We start from the raw sequence: 20,086 nt of genomic DNA, 5'->3' as shown, positions 1-20,086 counted from the left end.
AATATGGCTGATACACAAGACGATTCGCAGCAGCTGTCCGAGACCTCCGATACCGGGCCCGGTGCACGCACCCACGTCTCGGTGCCCGAGCTGCGCCAGTGGATGCGCAACTGGGTGGCCGCCGCAACGGGTCAGTCGCCCGATTCGATCAACGAGAACGCGCCGCTCATCGAGTTGGGCATGGCCTCCCGCGACGCCGTCGCGATGGCCAGCGATATCGAGGACTACACCGGGGTCACCGTCACGGCCGTGATGGCGTTCCGGCATCCGACGATCGAGGCGCTGGCGACGGTCATCGTCGAGGGCGAGCCGGAACTCGACGATGCATCCGCCGACGAGGACTGGTCTCGCACACGGGATGTCGACGACATCGCGATCGTCGGCATCGCCACACGCTTCCCCGGCGACATGAACACCGCAGCGGAGACGTGGCAGGCACTGCTCGAAGGGCGCAGCGGCATCAGCGATCTGCCGGAGGGCCGCTGGGAGGAATTCCTCTGCGAGCCCCGGATCGCGGAGCGGGTGGCCAAGGCGCGCACCCGCGGCGGATACCTCTCCGACATCAAGGGTTTCGACGCCGAGTTCTTCGCACTGTCGAAGATGGAAGCCGACAACATCGATCCGCAGCAGCGGATGGCGCTCGAATTGACTTGGGAAGCACTGGAAGACGCCCACATTCCGGCATCCAGCCTGCGTGGTGAGAAAGTCGCCGTCTACATCGGTTCGTCGAACAACGACTACCAGTTCCTGGCGGTCTCGGACCCGACGGTCGCCCACCCGTACGCGATCACCGGTACCACGAGTTCGATCATCGCCAACCGCGTCTCATACTTCTACGACTTCCGCGGGCCGTCGATGGCCATCGACACCGCGTGCTCGAGCTCGCTGGTCGCCGCCCACCAGGGTGTGGCGGCGCTGCGTGCCGGCGAGGCCGACGTCGCCGTCGTCGGCGGCGTGAACGCGCTGATCACACCGCTGGTGACGATCGGGTTCGACGAGGTCGGCGGTGTGCTCGCACCCGACGGCCTGATCAAATCGTTCTCGCAGGACGCCGATGGCTACGCGCGTTCCGAGGGCGGCGGCATGCTGGTGTTCAAGCGACTCGCCGACGCCCGCCGCGACGGTGACGACATTTACGCGGTCGTCGCGGGCAGTGCCGTCAATCACGACGGCCGGTCCAACGGCATGCTGGCGCCGAACCCGGACGCCCAGGCCGAGGTGCTGCGCACGGCGTACAAGGACGCGGGCATCAATCCGCGCGACGTCGACTACATCGAGGCGCACGGCACCGGCACCATCCTCGGCGACCCGATCGAGGCCGACGCGCTCGGCCGAGTGGTCGGTCGCGGCAGGCCCGCCGACAAGCCCGCCTTACTCGGCGCCGTGAAATCCAATGTGGGACACCTCGAGTCGGCGGCAGGCGCGGCCAGCCTGGCCAAGATGGCGCTGGCGTTGAAGAACGACAAGATTCCGCCGTCCATCAACTACAGCGGCCCGAACCCCTACATCGATTTCGAGGCGGTGCGGCTGAAGGTCGCCGACACCGTCACCGATTGGCCCCGCTACAGCGGCCACGCCATCAGCGGTGTCTCCGGCTTCGGCTTCGGTGGCGCCAACGCTCACCTCGTGCTGCGTGAGGTGCTGCCGTCGGATCTCGTCGAACCCGAATCCGAGAAACAGGTCGAAAAGGACGACTCCGCAGGATCTTCCGAAGCCACAGCCACGTACGTCGGCGGTGTGCGGATGGACGAGTACGGCGAGTTCATCGATGAGCCGCTTGCGCGAAGAGAATCGGGCTTCGACGACGACGAGGCAGATGAGCCTGCGCACGTCGCCGCGGACGACGGCGAATCGGAGCTGCCGGGCCTCACCGACGAGGCCAAGCGTCTGCTGGAGGTCGCCCGCGAGGAGCTCGAATCCGGCGAACAGCCCACTCTTTTTGTGCCGCTGGCGGTCTCGGGATTCCTGACATCGCGTAAGAAGGCGACCGCCTCCGAGTTGGCCGATTGGATCGACAGTCCGCAGGGGCGTGCGTCGTCGCTGGAGTCGATCGGCCGTGCGTTGTCGCGCCGCAATCACGGCCGCTCCCGTGCGGTCGTGCTGGCCCACGATCACGACGAGGCGATCAAGGGCCTGCGTGCGGTGGCCGAAGGTAAACAGCACCCCAGTGTGTTCAGCGCGGACGGTCCCGTCACCAACGGGCCCGTGTGGGTGCTCGCCGGTTTCGGCGCCCAGCACCGCAAGATGGGCAAGAGCCTGTACCTGCGCAACGAGACGTTCGCCGAGTGGATCAACAAGGTCGACGCCCATGTGCAGGACGAGCTCGGGTACTCCGTCGTCGAGCTGATCCTCGACGATGCGCAGGACTACGGCATCGAGACGACGCAGACGGTGATCTTCGCGATCCAGATCGCGCTGGGTGAGCTTCTCAAGGCCAGTGGCGCCAAACCCGCTGCCGTGGTGGGCCAGTCGCTCGGTGAGGCGGCGGCGGCCTACTTCGCCGGCGGCCTTTCGCTGGCCGACGCCACCAGGACGATCTGCTCTCGCGCGCACCTCATGGGTGAGGGCGAGGCGATGCTGTTCGGCGAGTACATCCGGTTGATGGCGTTGGTGGAGTACTCCGCCGACGAGATCGAGACGGTGTTCGCCGACTTCAAGGACCTCGAGGTGTGTGTGTACGCCGCACCGACGCAGACCGTCATCGGTGGTCCGCCCGAGCAGGTGGACGCGATCATCGCGCGCGCGGAATCGGAGGGGAAGTTCGCCCGCAAGTTCCAGACCAAGGGCGCCAGCCACACCACGCAGATGGATCCGCTGCTCGGCGAGTTGGCAGCGGAGCTGCAGGGCATCGAGCCGCACCCGCTGAACATCGGCTACTTCTCGACGGTGCACGAGGGCGGCTACATCCGGCCGGGCGGCGAACCGATCCACGGTGTGGACTATTGGAAGAAGGGTCTGCGGCACAGCGTGTACTTCACGCATGGCATCCGCAACGCCGTCGACAACGGGCACACGACTTTCCTTGAGCTGGCGCCCAATCCGGTCGCGCTCATGCAGGTGGGCCTGACCACCGCCGACGCCGGGCTGTACGACGCGCAGCTGATCGCGACGCTGGCGCGTAAGCAGGACGAGGTCGATTCGATGACCACGGCCATGGCCCAGCTGTTCGTGTACGGCCACGACCTCGACTTCCGCACGCTGTTCGAAAGAGGCGACTACGCGGACATCCCGCCGACCCGCTTCCGGCGCAAGCCGCACTGGCTCGACGCCCGCTTCACCGGTGACGCTTCGGTGATGATGCCGGGCAACCACGTCGCGATGCCCGACGGCAGGCACGTATGGGAATTCGTCCCGAAGGGCCAGCCCGACCTCGCAGCGCTGGTGAAAGCCGCAGCGGCACAAGTTCTTCCGGACTCCAGGCTGATGGCCTCCGAGCAGCGGGCGGTGCCCGGTGAGGGCGCCCGGCTGGTGACCACGCTGACCCGCCACCCCGGCGGCGCCAGTGTGCAGGTGCACGCGCGCATCGACGAGTCGTTCACGCTGGTCTACGACGCCGTGGTCAGCCGCTCGGGCCAGACGGGCTCATTGCCCGTCGCGGTCGGCGCCGGCACGGTCGCGGAGCAGGTCTCGACGGCGCAGCCGCTCGCGGAAGAGCCCGACGATGCCGAGATTCTGTCGGACCACCTCACCGCGGGCGCGGGCCTCGCGGCGGGTTTCGCGAAATGGTCGGCGGACACCGGCGAGACCATCGGACAGCGGCTCGGCGCGATCGTCGGCGGCGCGATGGGTTACGAGCCAGAGGACCTACCGTGGGAGGTGCCGCTGATCGAGCTCGGACTGGACTCACTGATGGCGGTGCGGATCAAGAACCGCGTCGAGTACGACTTCGACCTGCCACCGATCCAGCTGACCGCGGTGCGCGACGCCAACCTGTACGCCGTGGAGAAGCTGATCGAGTACGCGATCGAGCACCGCGACGAGGTCGACGAGCTCGCCGAGCATCAGAAGACGCTGACCGCCGAAGAGATCGCCGCCGAACAGGCGCAGATGATGGGCGGCGCGACGACGGTCGCCGAGCTCGAAGCGGCGCTGGCCGAGAAGGCCGCCGCGCCCACGCCGGCCACCGACATCCCACCGCCGCCGACAGACCCGTCGGGCCCGGCGATTCCGCCGCCGCCGACGAATCCGGCTGGCCCGCAGCAGAATGTCGCGGCCGCTGCCGCTCCGTCCGGGGCCGGACCGTCGCAGTCGACGGTGGCCGCAGCGTCGAAGGTGCTGACTCAGGAGGCGGTGACCGAGGCGCTGGGCTCGGATGTGCCGCCGCGCGACGCCGCCGAGCGGGTGACGTTCGCGACGTGGGCGATCGTGACCGGTAGGTCGCCGGGCGGCATCTTCAATGAGCTTCCCGATGTCGACGACGCCACCGCGGCCAAGATCGCCGAACGCCTCACCGAACGCGTCGACGAGGGCACCGTGACCGTCGACGACGTGCGCGGCGCGAAAACCGTTGAGGCGCTGGCCACCACGGTCCGTGACTACCTCGAGGGTGGCAGGGTCGACGGCTTCGTGCGGACCCTGCGCGCCCCCGAGCAAGGGTCCGACGCGGTCCCGGTGTTCGTGTTCCACGCCGCGGGCGGGTCGACGGTGGTGTACGAACCGCTGCTCAAGCGGTTGCCCGCGGGCACCCCGATGTACGGCATCGAGCGGGTCGAGGGATCCATCGAAGAGCGGGCCCGCGAGTACGTGCCCAAGTTGATGGAGATCAATGGCGACCGGCCGTTCGCGCTGGCGGGCTGGTCGCTGGGCGGCGTGCTCGCCTACGCGTGCGCGATCGGACTCAAACAGGCGGGCGCCGACGTGCGCTTCGTCGGCCTCATCGACGCGGTGCGTCCCGGCGAACCGATCCTGCAGACCAAGGAGGAGACCCGCGCACGCTGGGATCGCTACGCGCGGTTCGCGGAGCGGACCTTCAACGTCGAGGTGCCCGAGATCCCGTACGAGGAGCTCGAGTCGCTCGACGACGAGGGCCAGGTGAGGTTCATTCTGGATGTCGTGAGCCAGAGCGGGGTGCAGATCCCCGGCGGCATCATCGAGCACCAGCGCACGTCGTATCTGGACCAGCGGGCGATCGATCTCGCGGAGATCCAGCCCTACGACGGTCATGTGACGCTGTACATGGCCGACCGGTACCACGACGACGCGATCTATTTCGAGCCCGCATACGGCACGCGTAAACCGGACGGCGGCTGGGGTGAGTTCGTGTCCGAGCTCGAAGTGGTGCCCATCGGGGGTGAGCACATCCAGGCGATCGACGAGCCGTACATTGCCAAGGTCGGCGCGCATATGAGCGAGGCGCTGAACCGTATCGAGTCCCAGGAGAAGCAGGCGAAGTGACCAACAAGACCACTGCGGAACTGCTGGCCGATCTCCACGTGAAACTGGAGCTCGCGAAGGAACCCGGTGGCGAGAAGGCCATCGCCAAGCGCGAGCGCAAGGGCATTCCGAGCGCCCGCGCACGCATCCACTCGCTGGTCGACCCGGGCAGCTTCCTCGAGGTCGGCGCGCTGGCCAAGACGCCCGGCGACCCGGACGCGCTGTACGGCGACGGCGTCGTCACCGGCCACGGCACCATCAACGGCAGGCCGGTCGGAGTGTTCAGCCACGACCAGACGGTGTTCCAGGGGTCGGTCGGCGAGATGTTCGGCCGCAAGGTCGCCAAGTTGATGGAGTGGGTGGCGATGGTCGGCTGCCCGATCATCGGCATCAACGACTCCGCCGGTGCGCGTATCCAGGACGCGGTGACGTCGCTGGCGTGGTACGCCGAGCTCGGCCGCAGGCACGAGATGCTGCGCGGGCTGGTGCCCGAGATCTCGCTGATCTTCGGTGCGTGTGCGGGCGGCGCGGTGTACTCGCCGATCCAGACCGACCTGGTGGTGGCGGTCCGCGACCAGGGCTACATGTTCATCACCGGTCCCGACGTCATCAAGGACGTGACCGGAGAGGACGTCACGCTCGACGAACTGGGCGGCGCCGACAATCAGGCGCGTTACGGGAACATCCACCAGGTGGTCGAGTCTGAGGAGGCGGCGTTCGCCTACGTCCGCGACTACCTCAGCTTCCTGCCCTCCAACACTTTTGACGACCCGCCGATCGTCAATCCCGGTCTCGAACCGGAGCTGACGCCGCATGACTACGAGCTCGACTCGATCGTGCCGGACAGCGACAACATGGCCTACGACATGCACGAGATCCTGCTGCGGATCTTCGACGACGGCGACGTTTTCGAAGTCGGCGCCCAACGTGGGCAGGCGATGATCACGGCGTTCGCCCGGATCGACGGACGTCCCGTCGGCGTGATCGCCAACCAGCCCATGTTCCTGGCAGGCGCGATCGACAACGAAGCCTCGGACAAGGCAACGGCGTTCATCCGATTCTGCGACTCCTACAACACGCCTTTGGTTTTCGTGGTCGACACCCCGGGTGCGCTCCCCGGTGTCGAGCAGGAGAAGGGCGGCATCATCAAGCGCGGCGGCCGGTTCTTCAACGCGCTGGTGGAGGCCGATGTGCCGAAGATGACGGTAATCGTCCGAAAGGCGTACGGCGGTGGGTACGCGGTGATGGGGTCCAAGCAGCTGGCCGCCGACCTGAACTTCGCGTGGCCGACGGCGCGCATCGCGGTGATCGGCGCCGAGGGTGCGGCGCAGTTGTTGGTCAAGCGGTTCCCGGATCCCAAAGCGCCGGAGGTGCAGAAGATCCGTGCCGACTTCATCGAGGGTTACAACCTCAATATGGCGACACCGTGGATCGCCGCCGAGCGCGGGTACATCGACGCGGTGATCCAGCCGCACGAAACCCGCTTGTTGCTGCGTAAGTCGTTGCGGTTGCTGCGCGACAAGCAGAAGTGGGATCGCGTGCAGCGAAAGCATGGTCTGACCCCGATCTGATCGGGAATGATCGGCTTGTGTCCAACCACTTCACAGGCCTGAGTCTGGGACCGCCTCTCGGCGATCAACGACTCGATCTATGCGATCTCTACGCCTTTCAATCGCCGGCGGATTCCACGCGGACGGTTCTGATTCTCAACGCGAATCCGAATGCCGACGCCCTGCATCCCGACGCCATCTACCGCCTCGCCATCGACAACGACGGCGATCTGCAGAACGACATCGCGTTCAGCTACGTCTTCTCCACTCCGCAGGGCGGCAGGCAGACCGTGGACGTCTACCTCGCCCACGGCGACGAGGCAAAGGAGCCAGAAGCCGTCGGCGAGAAGATCTTCGACGCCGTGGAAGTGTCGTTCGGCAAGACTCCCGATGTACACGAGTCGGGCGGCTTCACCTTCTTCGCCGGTGCACGCAGCGACGCGTTCTTCTTCGACTTCGACGGCATCAAGAATCTGTTCGACATTTCGGGAACGCGCAACTTCACCGCACCCCACCTTGCGGAACTCGGCGGCAAGTCGCCGTGGACCGGCCAGGATTCCAACACCACCGCCAACGTGTTCTCCACCGTTCTGGAACTGCCGACCAGTTACCTGCGGCCCGCTCCCGACATCCGGATCTGGGGCCGGTGCAGTCTTCGCGTCGACGGAAAGCTCGACCACGTCGACCGGGCCGGGCACCCGTCGGTGAGCAGTTTCTTCAACACCGACGACACCAAGCTCGAGTACAACGCCAGTGAACCGGTGCGCGACCGCGAGCGCTGGATCGAGCAGTTCGTCCACCTGATGGGCCACACGGGCGGTTACACGCGTGAGCAGGCGATCGCCGCGATCGACCGCGAAGGCACGCTGCCCGACATGCTGACGTTCGACCCCGCCAAACCGGCGAAGTACCCGAACGGGCGGGTGTTCACCGACGACGTCATCGATTATCGGCTGGCCTTCCTGACCAAAGACGAATGCCCGCCCAGCGGATTGAGTCCGCACACGGACACCCTGGCCGAGTTCCCCTACCTGGGCACTCCGCACTGAGGTCTTAGGTCCGGACCACTACTATTCGGCCATGCCGCTCGCGGACGGACAGGAGATCGCCGGGTACACCATCGTGCGCTCACTCGGCGCCGGTGGCATGGGCGAGGTGTACCTGGCCAAGCATCCCCGGCTGCCGCGTTACGACGCGCTCAAGGTGCTCTCGACCACCGTCTGCGCCGACAGTGAGTACCGGGAGCGCTTCAACCGGGAGGCCGATATCGCGGCCACGCTGTGGCACCAGCACATCGTCGAGGTCCACGATCGTGGCGACGTCGACGGCCAGCTGTGGATCTCGATGGACTACGTCGAGGGCACCGACGCGCACCGTCTTCTCGCGCAGAGCTATCCGGACGGCATGCCGCCCGATGACGTCGTGCGCATCGTCACCGCCGTCGCCGACGCACTCGACTACGCCCACGATCGCGGCCTGCTCCACCGCGACGTCAAGCCGGCGAACATTCTCTTGGCCAACCCGGGCACTGCGAACGAGCGAATCATGCTGGCCGATTTCGGGATCGCAAGGCGCATCGGCGACACGACCAACCTGACCGGTACCAACATGACCGTCGGCACCGTCGCCTACTCCGCGCCGGAGCAACTCATGGGCGAAAGCGTCGACGGCCGGGCCGACCAGTATGCGCTGGCGGCGACGGCTTTCCAGCTGCTGACCGGAAACCCGCCCTTCCAGCACACCAATCCGGCGGTCGTCATCAGCCAGCACCTGACGGGAGATCCGCCGGCGATCGGCACCCGACGGCCCGAATTGTCCAATCTCGGAACGGCTTTCACCAAGGCACTGGCGAAGTCACCGCACGCTCGGTATGAGCGCTGCATCGATTTCGCCCGCGCGCTGGCCCATCGGACCGACGCCACGATCTCCGGCTCCGGCCTGAATTGGACCGGCCCGGTGGTGGACGATATCGGTCAATCGGAGCCGACGATGTCCGCGCCGTCGCCGTCGGGCCCGCGACATTCCCGATCCGAGCCCGGCCCTCGGCGCCGGCTTCTCCTGCCTGCGGCCATCGCCGCGGTGGTGATCGCCGTTGCCGCAATCGCTTTCGTGGTGTTCGCGCAGGACCGGGATCGTCCGGCAGAGGCCAAGCCGCCGCCGACCACCTCGGCGCCTGCGCCCGCGCCGTCGGGGACCGTCGCCCTGCCGGTGGTGGTCGTTGGCGCGAACTGCGCAACGCTGGGGCAAGCCGGTCTCACCGAGACCGGTGCACCGGCGTATTGCGCACATCTGTCGGCGACCGACACCACGATATGGTCGACGTATCCCGGTGAGATCTCCAGTCCCACAGTCACTCCCGGCCCCGACGATCCGGCGCTTCCCACGGAGAGTCAGGCACCCGTGCTCGTCTGCATGGAGCAGACCGGGCAGTCGCATGTCGACTGCCACAGCGACATTCTCGAAGGCAACGCGTCTGCGACGCCGTCCCCCTAGATCGCTGGGAACTCCAGCCATTCGTCGACCATGAAACCGTCCTCGCGTGCGACGACCGTCGCACCGCCGTGGCCGGGATAGTGCGCGGGAATCACCGCGGCGCCGCGCCGGGACGCCTCGGTGAGCACTTGTTTGCGTGTCGCCGCCGCCGCCTCGAAGTCCTCGTCCCACGCACACGGATCGTTCGGTCGGCTCAACTGCATGGGGCAATGGGTCAGGTCGCCGACGAAGACGGCCGGCTTGCCCGCGTCCAGCCAGACCACGCAGGCCCCCGGCGTGTGACCCGGCGCCGGCCGCACCCACAGTGACCTGCTGATCTGATTGTCGCCGGCCCACAACTCGATCTGACCCTCCAAGGGAGACACGCTGTCTGCGAACACCGTTCGCACATGCTGCTGCACCGCTTCGTCTTCGGCCGACTGCGGCGTCGAGGTCTGCGCCGGGCCGTCGGGGCAGAAGTGCAGGTAGTCGGGTTCGGGGATCACGTAGCGAGCGTTGAAGAATGTCGGTGCCCACCCCTCGCCCGCGTGCACGGTGTTCCAGCCGACGTGGTCGAAATGCAGGTGGGTGTTCACGACGACGTCGATATCGGCGGGGTCGAAGCCCGCGCGGCCCAGCTCGTCGAGGAAGTCGGTCTGCAGATGGTCCAGCGCCGCCATCCGGGGCCGGGACTTGTCGTTACCCGCACCCGTGTCGATGAGCACCGTCAGTCCGTCCACCTCGATGACCCAGATCTGCATGGCGATGCGCCAGCCGTCGTCGTTCCAGTAGGTCGGCTTGAACTCGCTGTCTGCGCGCCAGGCGTCGGGCGGCGTATGGGGAAAAATCTCGACTGGCAGGTTGTCGACCTGGGTTTCGATGATCCGCGTGAGCGTGGCGTCGCCCAGCCGGATGCGGTCTGACGTCATGGCTTGATCCGGATGTGTCCGGGTGAGTACAGCCCGCTGCGGGTGGCGGTGCCGAGATCGAGCTGTCCCACCTGGGCGTCCACGATCGTGTCGAACTTGCGCAGCGAACCCCAGTCCCTGCCCCAGTCCTTCGACAGGTACGTCGCCATCACATGCGCGCGCAGCAGCAGGTCGCTGATGCCGAGCAGACCGCCGTTGAGGCCGTCCTCCCAGGTGTCGGTGTCCTTGCGCTTGGCGTTGTAGTCCGGCGTGATCCGGAACTTGGGGATCTCGGTGACACCGTTGGCGTGCAGCATCGGCTGCTGACACGGGAACGCCATCCCCACCGCCCAGTCCATCAGGACGGGCTGATCCGATCCCACGAATTCCTGCACCGACCGCAACTCCGGCACCCGCGGCGGGGTGACCGCGATCCAGTCGCCCGGTGTGAGCGAAACATCCTCGGCCACAACGCGTACCGCGACCGCATCGGCGGGAATCTGATCGCGGGGGAAACGCAGATTGCGCCACGACGGGGCAGGCCCGAGGTCGTAGGGCACCAGCCGGCCCCCGGGTACGGGAGCGCCGTCCGGTCCGGCAAGCGCGTACTCCAACTCGACCGTCTGACCGTCGGTCCGCGCGTTGAACACGCTGTCGCCGGTGATGGTGCCGGCAGCCGTGACCACCACAAGGGGGTGCGCATCCTCGCGGGGCGGCAGTTCATACCACGCGGATGTCAGCCGGCTCTCTTGCTGTGGCCCCTGGACGTAGCTGCCCGCCAACGGAACCTTTGCGGGGTCGAGGCCGTACGGCAGCGGAACCTTCGAGCCGTTGACGCCCGGTGTCTTGCGTTTGATCGGCTGATCCCAGTCGTAGTCGGTGCCCGGCATGGGCAGATTCATCCGGATCGTCTCGGCGACAATCTTTTCCGGCACACCGTTGGGTGTGAACCCGGTGGGACCGACACCGCCAAGCGGCCCAAGGGGACCGAAGTCACCGGGCAGCGCCTTCAGGTAGCCGTCGTTCGGGTTGGGTTCCACCAGAACGTCGTCGGCTAGACCGCAGCCGCCGGTGAAGGCGCGCAGGTTGGACCACGCGTTGGAGTACGTCGGGTACTGGCGGACCACGCCGGTCAGCATCGACCCCACGAACACGAGCACCATGAATCCCGCCGCAACCGGAATCGGTGCGGCCGTGATGGCCCGCGTCACGCGATCCTCACCCCAGCGACGGTCGGCGAAGTGCAGGTAGGTCGCCCAGATCGCCGCGAGGGCGAACAGTGCGAAGAAGATCGTGCTGACGGTGACGGGACCGATCTTCGGCATCGCGTTGTTGAACGGGACGCCGTAACTGGACACGTACCACCACCCGTTGGTGGTCGCGAAACACATTGCGAGAAGGAACAATACGGCCGACACGACCGCCATCCGGTTACGCGAGGAGCGCAGCACCGTTCTCGAGACGAGCACGGTGGCCAGCGCCGCCATCGCCGCGCCGACGGCGGCGAAGAGGCCGAAGTGGTGCACCCACTTGGTGGGCGCGAACTGCAGGAAGAAGATCGTGCCGAAGATCGTGCCGATCAGCCGCCACGCGGGCCCGCGCGCCACACCGGGCACGCGCTTGCGCCGCAACAGGATGAACAACGACGCGAACAGTGCCAGCGCGGTCATGAGGAACCCGAAGCGCCGCGACAGCGACCCGTCGACGGTCGGCAAGATCAGGTAGTAGTAGCGCAGGTTCTCGGTCCACCACTCCTGCGCGGGCCCGATGGCGGTGCGGACTCTGGTGGCCTCCAAGACCGTTGCGATGGTCTGGTCGGCGAAGACCACCGTCAGGATCACCGTTCCCGCCGCCAGCATCGGCGCCACCAGCGGCCAGGTACCGACGAGACGATGCCTGCGCACCAGGATCCGCAGGATCGGTCTGCCGCCTGCGAGCAACGCAGCGACGGCGATGAGTCCCGTCGGCTGGATGCCGAGGGTGAACGCGGCGGTCAACGTGGCGAGAGCCGCGGGTGTCATCCGTCCCGAGGCGATGGCACGTTCGATCAGCACGTAGGTGATGAGCGCGCCGGTGGCGATCTGCCCCTCGGGCCGCAGGCCGTTGTTGAACGGCATCCAGGCGGCCAGCAGAACCAGGCCGGCTGCCCACACCGCCGCCCGGCTCGACGCCACCGCCGGTCCCAGCCGCGGCAACACCTCGCGGGACAGCAAGAGCCAGCACACGATTCCGCACACCAGGTCGGGCAGCCGGATCCAGATGCTGGAATCGCTGACGCTGGTCATCAGCGCGAGCAGGTTGTAGTACCAGCCGAACGGATCCTCGGGACTGCCGAACCACCGGAAGTAGTTCGACATGTAGCCGGCATGGCCCGCGATGCGTGCCATCTGGAGCTGATAGCCGTCGTCGGATGAGTTCGCGCCGATGATGTGCCACAGCAGGAAGCTGCCGACCACCACCACATCGGTGGAGCTGAGCGTCCGCCACCGCGACGGTATGACGCGCTGCATCCGCCTGCCGTCGACCTGGTCCAGACGCCACAGCGCGACCAGGGCGATGACCGTGGCGATCATCGCCAGCACCATCGCCGACAGCTTCAAAGCCGTTGGGGACGTGGTGAATCGGGTGTCGATGACCGCCGACACCGACAGCCCCGGCGGCGCCGGGCCGGTCAGGTCGGTGAAGACGCCGACGATCTCGGGCCGCAGATTGGGGTCCGTGAAGCCGGTGTACTGGTCGGTGCCGTCGGGTTTGCGCAGCCCGACGAAGTTCGCGAACGTACCCGCCTCCGAGGAGGTGATCTCGATGCGCTGGCAGTCGGGGGACATCACCCGCGCGCGCTGCACGCTGGCGACGACGACGTTGCGGTCGGTGATGTCGACCCGCTGCGCGGTCACGGTGACGAACAGCGATTGCAGTGCGGCCTGCTTGCCGTTCTTGGGTGCGGTGCCGAGCACCATCCCGCCCGACGGGGGCATCGACCGGATGACCTCGCAGGGCACGGTCGCCGTCATCGACACCGGTGTCAGCGAGATCAGCGGTGACGTCACGTTGTTCATCTGCCCGGCCTGCGGCCAGTTCAGCGTCGCGGTGGTCTGCACCACCGGCAGCAGCGGCGTCGCGACCGAGAGCACGAAGCCGATCAGGCCGGCGATCGTGGCCACCCAGCGGGCCACCCTTGTCTCGCGCGTCATGGCAGGGCCCTGATCGGTCCGTTGCGGCTCCACCCGAACACGCGCTTGGTGCCCTGTTCGATGTCGGCGTCGGGTGCCCGCGACGACGGCACCACCCGGTCGTAGCGCTCGATCGAACCCCAGTCGCGGTACCAGTCGTCACGCAGATAGCTCGGGACCGCGGTCGTGCGGAGCAACGCCTGGATGAACAGGAACGGGCCTCCGTCCTGCGCCGACTGCCACATGTTCGACGACGACACCATCTGCTTGAAGTTGGGCTGGATGCGGTACTCGGGCAACTCGGCGACGCCAAGATGTTCGGAGAACGGCCGCTGGCAGGGGAAGTTCGCCGCGGTCGCGATGTCGAGCATCACCGGCGTCTGCGACCCGAGCAGTTGTTGCGCGGTCTCGAGCACGGGCACCCGAGGCGGGGTGAACGCGAACCACTGGTCGGTGGACAGGTTGGGGTCGTCGGCGACGATGCGCGCGACGTTGGCCTCCGGCGGCGCCCACGCAAGCGGGAAACGCAAGTTGCGCCAGGCCTTTTGGGGGAAGATGTCGATGGGCTGCACCTCGCCGAGCGCCTGGTAGCTGCCGTCGGGTCGCTGCACACCCCACTGCAGTTTCAGCGACTGGCCGTAGTTGAAGGAGCCGTCCTCTTCGAAGTACCAGATGGCGCCCGCGGCGGCGACCGTCACCAGCGGCCGGTCGGGAGTCCGCGGCGGCAGTTGATACCACGCCGACGTGACCTTCGCCGCAACGGTGTTCTCGTCGTAGCTACCCATCACGGGCGTGCGCTTGGGGTCGAGGCCGAACGGCAGGAAGGCGTTCGATCCGTTGACGCCGACGGGTCCGTAGCCGCCGCCGGTGCCCGCCGCGAAACCGATACCGACGTTCGGTTCGTTGGGGGAGCCGTCGGAGTTCACCAGGCCGGGATTGGCGGTGACGGGCTCGGCGGGCTCGAGGGTGTCGCTGACGCCGTTCGGGGTGAACCCGACCGGATCCTCGCCGCCGAGCGGTCCGTACTCGCCGATCCGCTGTCCCGGAACCGGTTGCAGCATACCGGCATTGGTGTCCGCTTCGACGAGTACGTCATCGGCCATCGAGCAGCTGGCGGAGGACAGGCCCGACATGAGCGCGCTGGCGTTGGCTTTGGCGGTGGTGTACACGGGATAGCGCTGCGCGGCTCCCTTGGCCAGCGAACCGACCTCGAGCACGACCATGATGACCGCGACCACCAGAAGCGGCGTCGACGCAAGTGCGCGGTTGCGGCCGGTGTCGGCGACCTCGGTGTGACCGGCGTAGTCCATGCGGAAGTGCAACCAGCCGGCGAGCAGGCCCGTCAGTATCGCGAGCACCAGGAAGATGGTCAGGACGGGGAACCCGGCGATCACCGGCTGCTTGTCGAACCACGGCACCCCGTAGTTGCCGACGTAGAACCAGCCGTTGATACCCGATGTCGCCCAAGCTAATACGAAGAGCAGCGCGGTCACATACAGCGCGACGTTGCGCCTGCTGTGCAGCCCGACCCTGGCGAACGAGAAAGCGGTGGCCGCGCCGAGCGCACCTGCCAGCGCGGCGAACGCACCGAACTGCACGGCCCACTTCGTCGGCGTGAACGTGAGAAGCAGAAGGCCGATGGCGGTCGTACCGATCAGCCGCCACACCGGCCCCCGCGCCATGCCGGGCACCGAGCTGCGGCGCAAGAGGACGGTCAGCATGCCGAACAGACACAGCAGAAGGACAAGCACCGCGAAGCGACGCGTCATCGACGAGTCGACGCTGTCCTCGACGGTGAGGAAGTAGTAGCGCAGGAAGTCCTGATACCAGGCGATGGTCGGGCCGACAACGTATTTGATGCGGGCCGACTCCGCGACGGTGGCCAGGGTCTGGTCACGGAACACGATGACGAAGATCAGTGCCACCGAAGCGAACAGGGTGGCCAGCGGGGCGATCAGACCGTCGACCGCGCGACGGCTGCGGATGATCCCTGCCACCGCTCGCGCACCGACGAGCAGCGGCGCCACCGCGATCAGGCCTTGCGGCGCCAGCGTCACCGAGAACGCCGCCACCACGATGGCGAACGCATAGGGCAGCAGGCGCCGGGTGCCGATCGCGTATTCGACGAGTGCCCACGCGGCGATGACGCCGAAGGCGATCAGCGGTTCGGGGCGCAGACCGTTGTTGAACGGCAGCCACGCCGCCAGGAACACCGCTGCCGCCGTCCAGACGGTGACGCGATTGGCCGCGAGCCTCTTGCCGAGCCGGGGCAGCACCCAGCGGCTCAGGATCAACCAGGCGCCGATACCGGCAAGGGTCGCCGGAATGCGCATCCAGACGCTGGCGGTGCTGATCGCCGCGAAATGTGCGAGCACGGATTGATACCAGTCGAACGGGGCCTCGGTGGTGCCGAAGAAGCGGTAGTAGTTCGCGGTGTAGCCGGCGTCGGCGGACACCCTTGCGATGGTGAGGTTGTAGCCGTCGTCCGACGAAAGGGCGCCGATGATGTGCCACAGCAGCAGCGTCCCGACGACGCCGATGTCGGCAAGCCACGTGGCGAATCCCACCCGCCAGAGTCGCCGCCACGCGTGCGCGATGCGCCTCCCGCCCCGGCGGTCCAGCAGGGCCATCGCCACCATCGAGGCGATGACGGAGGCCACCCCGAGCACCATCACGGCCAGCTTGAGGGCGCTCGGCGTGGTGATGAAGCGGGTGTCGATGTCGATGCGGCCGGACAGGCCCGTCTGCGCCGCCACCTTCAGATCGGTGAAGACGCCGGCGACCTGCGGCTTCTTCTCAGCTGAGAGGGTGCCTGCCGCACCGGGGATGCCGACGAAGTCGGCACCGACCTCGCCGGGGTTGGCCCAGAGGTGCAATGTGCTGCACGCGCCGGATTCGACGGCGGCCCGCGGCGCGACCGCGGCGACGGAATCGCGCACCGCCACCACCACGACGTCGGCGGTGGCACGCACGAACATGCCGTTACGGCTGGCGTCGATACCGCTCGGTGGCACCGTCGACACCACCAGCCCGCCCGCCGGGGGCAGGGTGGCAACCGCCTGGCAGGGAATCGAGATGTCGAGGGCCAGCGGTGCACCCGACACCAGCGGCGCGGTGATGTCGGTGATCAGACCGTCGGGACCCGACGCCTGAGGCCACAGGATGGAGGCGGTGGTCTGCTTGACCGGCAGAAGGGGAACCAGCCCGCACAGCAGCACCCCTGCGATGCCTGCCACGACGGCGACGATGCGTGCGAACCGGTGGGTCCGCTCTTGTTCGTCGCGTGGCACGAGGCTCGATGGTATTCCACGGCGCTGTCGCCGCCGACGATGCGGGGCCGGGTGAAGGGGGTCGAGTAATTCGCGGTCGTCAGGACAACCGCAGCGGTGTCGGGCTCCACAGCCCGCTGCGCGTCGCCGATCCCAGTTCCAGCCTCGCCGGCTGCGCGTTCGGGTACCACGGCGTGAGCTGCTGCAGCGCACCCCAGTCGCGGAACCAGTCGTTCTTCAGATAGCTCGGCACAGTGATGGCCCGCACCAGCAGTTCGGTGATGCCCAGCGGTCCGCCGCCCAGGTAGTCCATCACGGGTGAATTGGCCTCGGCGCCGAAGCGGTCGGGCAGGATGCGCCACTTCGGCACCTCCGCGACGCCGTACTGATGGCCGTATGGGCGCTGGCACGGGAACGCCAGGCCGACGAGCCAGTCCAGCAACACCGGATCCTGGGTGCCGACGACGTCCTGCAGGGTGCGCAGTTTCGGGATGCGGGGCGGGGTGAGGGCGATCCAGTGTTGCGGATTGAGATCGTCGTCGGTCGCGACGAGCCGCACCTGGGTGGCGGAGTCCGGGATGGCGGCCATCGGAGCGCGCAGGTTGCGCCATGCGGGCACCGCGCCGACGTCGGCGAACCCGACGCCACCGCCGGGCGCATCGGCGGCCGCCTGTGCGTCGTCGGCCCACTGCAGGGTGACCTCGCCAGGATCGAAACGTCCGGCGGCGGCGACCACCATCAGCGGCCCCGCCTCATCGCGTGGCGGCAGCCGGTACCACGCCGAGCGCAGGACGGCCGGCTGCTGGGTGCCTGCGCGCCAGCTGCCCATCACCGGTGTGGTCGCCGGGTCGAGGCCGTAGGGCAGGCGGGCCCGGGAACCGTTGACGCCCGCCGCGGCGGTGGTGCCGCCCTCGGTGCCGGCCTCGCCCGCGGTGTCGTCGGCCTCGGGTGTGTCGGCGAAGTTGGTGGCGGTGCCTGGTCCGCTCGCCACCTCGTCGGCCGACACGTCGGTTGGAATTCCGTTGGGCCCGAAGCCCTCTGCGGTGACCGCGCCGAGCGCGTCTCCGACGGGACTGTCGACGGGCTTCAGTACGGCCCCGTTCGGGTCCTGTTCGACGAGCACGTTGGAGGCCATACCGCAGGTCTTGCCGGCCACGGCCTCGAGATTGGACCGCCCGACACTCCAGGCCGGATACTGGTCGATCATCGCCAGGGTCAGCGACAGCACCTCGAATATCACAAGCACCCACGTCGCAATTGCCAACGGGGACTGCACAATACGCTGCCATCGAGTCGGCGGACCCGGCGGCGACACATCGCGTCCGGAGAAATGGAACCACGCCGCGAGCAGCAGCGCGACGAGCGAAAGTCCAAGTAGCCCTGTGGTGAAACCGAACTTCCACTCCGGGAACTGGTTGCTCCACGGCACGCCGAAGTTGGAGACGTACCACCACCCGTTGACGGTCGCGAACGACAGCGCCATCACGAACAGCACAGCCGCGGCGAACACGGCCCGGTTACGGCGCGAGCGCATCGCCACCGCGGTGACGGCGACCGCGGCCAACGCGCCGAGCGATCCGGCGAGCCCGGCGAACACGCCGAAGTGGTGGGTCCACTTGGTCGGGGTGAACATCAGCGCCAGGAACGAGATGACCGTGATGCCGATGATGCGGCGGCTGGGTCCGAGTGCGGTGCCGGGAATCCGGTACTTGCGCAGGGACATCGCCACCGAGACCGCAAGGGTCAGAAGCAGGGTGAGCACCGCGAACCTGCGGGCCACCGAGCCGTCGGGACTGGTGGTGAACAGCCGCTCGTATCGGATGTGCTCGTCGAACCAGCTCAGGCTCGGGCCCACGGCCGACTTGAACGTGTTGGCCTGCAGTTCGCCGATCAAGGTCTGATCGCGGAAGATCAAGATGATCGTCACCGTGGCCGCCGCGAGGATCGGGGCGAGCAGAGCGAGGTACCCGAATCGCGAAGTATGCGCGGCCACAATGGTTTTCAAAGGACCGACGGCGACCAGCAGCGCGCCGACCGCGGCGATGCCTGTAGGCCCGGAGAACAGCGTGAGCGCTCCGATGATGATGGCGATCGCGACCGGAAGCAACCGGCTGGTGGCCACCCCGCGTTCCACCGAGCACCAGGTGAGCAGGATGCCGAGCGCGATGATGGGCTCTGGACGCAGCCCGTTGTTCAGCGGCAGCCAGAACGCGAGGAACAACCCCGCCGCGGTCCACGCCGCGGCCTGGCTGGTCTTCACGGCCTGGCCCAGGCGCGGCAGAACCTCGCGACTGATCACCCACCAGCACGCAAGCGCCATCGCGAGGGTCGGCAGCCGCATCCACACGCTGGTGGTGCTGACATGCGCCCACAACGCCAGCAGGTCGTAGTACCAGCCGAACGGCGCCTCGGGGGTGCCGAACCAGCGGTAGTAGTTCGCCATGTATCCGGCGTGCTCGGATACCCGCGCCATGGTGAGGATGTAGCCGTCGTCCGCGGTGTTGGCGCCGACGAAGTGCCACCACACCAGTACCGCGGCGACCACACCATCCAGCGGCTTGAGCGACCACCATCGCGGCGGCAGAAAACGTTTGACCCGTCTGCCGTCGGCGGTGTCCAGAAGATGAAGGGCGATCAGCGAGATCACCGTCATCGCCACGCCGACGATCATGGCCAGCATTTTCGCCCATGTCGGAGAGCTGCTGTAGCGGGTGTCCAGCGTCGCCGAGAACTCCAGTCCGGGGGGTGCCGGACCGGAAAGATCGGTGAAGACGCCGACGATCTGGGGGCGGAAGTCGTAGCCGCCGCGCTCACCGCGCAGGGGTGCGCCCGGATCGTCGTCAAGGTTGTTGGAGCTTCCCTGCACCAGGCCGACGAACTCGCCCGTCACCTTGTCGGCCTGAGCGGTGAACGTGAGTCGCTGGCAGGCCGGGCTGAGCACCTGGTCCAGCGGTGCGCTGACGACAGGGGTGTTGCGGACGATGACGAGCAGGTCGTTGTTGACCCGTTCGATGAGCAGACCCCGGTCGATCGCCTTGGGGGCCTGCTTGGGCACCGTGGACAGCAACACGGTGCGGGCCCGATTCGGCGGTCCCGCCAGGCCGGCCGCGGCGCTGCACGGCACGGTGATCGTCAGGTCGGTGGCCACGTAGCCGATGAGCGGGGCGTCGACGCTTGCCAGCACGTCGTTCTGGGGCCAGTTCAGCGTCGCGGTGGTCTGCGTCACCGGGAGCAGGGGGGTGGCGAGCGCCATCGCCGCACCGACCAGACCTGCGACGATGGCGATGATTCGCGCGGTCCGGTGGTTAGCCCCGGTCGCCCCGTCTCCGGTCACGGGGCTT

8 protein-coding genes are annotated in these 20,086 nt (G+C 67.5%); 4 read left to right on the top strand and 4 right to left on the bottom strand.

Features of this window, described 5'->3' with window-relative positions:
• Positions 1–3: 3 nt before the first annotated feature.
• The 4 genes from pks13 to AB4Z42_RS13640 are packed head-to-tail and all read left to right on the top strand — an operon-like array spanning position 4 to position 9,416.
• Positions 4–5,394, top strand: a complete 5,391-nt coding sequence (pks13, locus tag AB4Z42_RS13655) for a polyketide synthase Pks13 (protein ID WP_442009724.1) — start codon at positions 4–6, stop codon at positions 5,392–5,394.
• Complete coding sequence (locus AB4Z42_RS13650; protein ID WP_442009723.1) at positions 5,391–6,944, top strand: acyl-CoA carboxylase subunit beta; 1,554 nt, start codon at positions 5,391–5,393, stop codon at positions 6,942–6,944. The genes pks13 and AB4Z42_RS13650 overlap by 4 nt, the downstream gene beginning before the upstream one ends.
• 17 nt (positions 6,945–6,961) lie before the next feature.
• Positions 6,962–7,972 (top strand): DUF4331 family protein, encoded by a 1,011-nt coding sequence (locus tag AB4Z42_RS13645; RefSeq protein ID WP_442009722.1) that lies wholly within the window; start codon positions 6,962–6,964, stop codon positions 7,970–7,972.
• Positions 7,973–8,003: 31 nt separating this feature from the next.
• Positions 8,004–9,416, top strand: a complete 1,413-nt coding sequence (locus tag AB4Z42_RS13640) for a serine/threonine-protein kinase (RefSeq protein ID WP_442009721.1) — start codon at positions 8,004–8,006, stop codon at positions 9,414–9,416.
• On the opposite strand, the gene AB4Z42_RS13635 is transcribed toward AB4Z42_RS13640, so the two are convergent.
• The 4 genes from AB4Z42_RS13635 to AB4Z42_RS13620 all read right to left on the bottom strand — a co-directional run bounded on the left by AB4Z42_RS13635 (position 9,413) and on the right by AB4Z42_RS13620 (position 20,079).
• Positions 9,413–10,324, bottom strand: a complete 912-nt coding sequence (locus tag AB4Z42_RS13635) for an MBL fold metallo-hydrolase (RefSeq protein WP_442009720.1) — start codon at positions 10,322–10,324, stop codon at positions 9,413–9,415. The two genes, AB4Z42_RS13640 and AB4Z42_RS13635, sit on opposite strands and share 4 nt — an antisense overlap.
• On the bottom strand, positions 10,321–13,497 hold the full coding sequence (locus AB4Z42_RS13630) for an arabinosyltransferase domain-containing protein (protein WP_442009719.1): 3,177 nt from the start codon (positions 13,495–13,497) through the stop codon (positions 10,321–10,323). The genes AB4Z42_RS13635 and AB4Z42_RS13630 overlap by 4 nt, the downstream gene beginning before the upstream one ends.
• The gene (locus AB4Z42_RS13625; RefSeq protein WP_442009718.1) at positions 13,494–16,766 is read right to left on the bottom strand and encodes an arabinosyltransferase domain-containing protein; all 3,273 of its coding nucleotides are present in this window, start codon (positions 16,764–16,766) and stop codon (positions 13,494–13,496) included. Before AB4Z42_RS13625 ends, AB4Z42_RS13630 begins: the two co-directional genes overlap by 4 nt.
• A 79-nt stretch (positions 16,767–16,845) precedes the next feature.
• Positions 16,846–20,079, bottom strand: coding sequence for an arabinosyltransferase domain-containing protein (locus tag AB4Z42_RS13620; RefSeq protein WP_442009717.1), 3,234 nt, complete (start codon positions 20,077–20,079; stop codon positions 16,846–16,848).
• Positions 20,080–20,086: the final 7 nt, after the last annotated feature.

The organism is Mycobacterium sp. 2YAF39 (assembly GCF_052114565.1).
Taxonomy (GTDB): domain Bacteria; phylum Actinomycetota; class Actinomycetes; order Mycobacteriales; family Mycobacteriaceae; genus Mycobacterium.
This window is presented reverse-complemented; position numbering and strand designations above follow the sequence as displayed.

Bases quoted from the DNA above. Each gene is read 5' to 3' on its own strand.
- AB4Z42_RS13640 (WP_442009721.1), top strand. From the start codon at position 8,004: ATGCCGCTCGCGGACGGACAGGAGATCGCCGGGTACACCATCGTGCGC.
- AB4Z42_RS13630 (WP_442009719.1), bottom strand. From the start codon at position 13,497: ATGACGCGCGAGACAAGGGTGGCCCGCTGGGTGGCCACGATCGCCGGC.
- AB4Z42_RS13635 (WP_442009720.1), bottom strand. From the start codon at position 10,324: ATGACGTCAGACCGCATCCGGCTGGGCGACGCCACGCTCACGCGGATC.
- pks13 (WP_442009724.1), top strand. From the start codon at position 4: ATGGCTGATACACAAGACGATTCGCAGCAGCTGTCCGAGACCTCCGAT.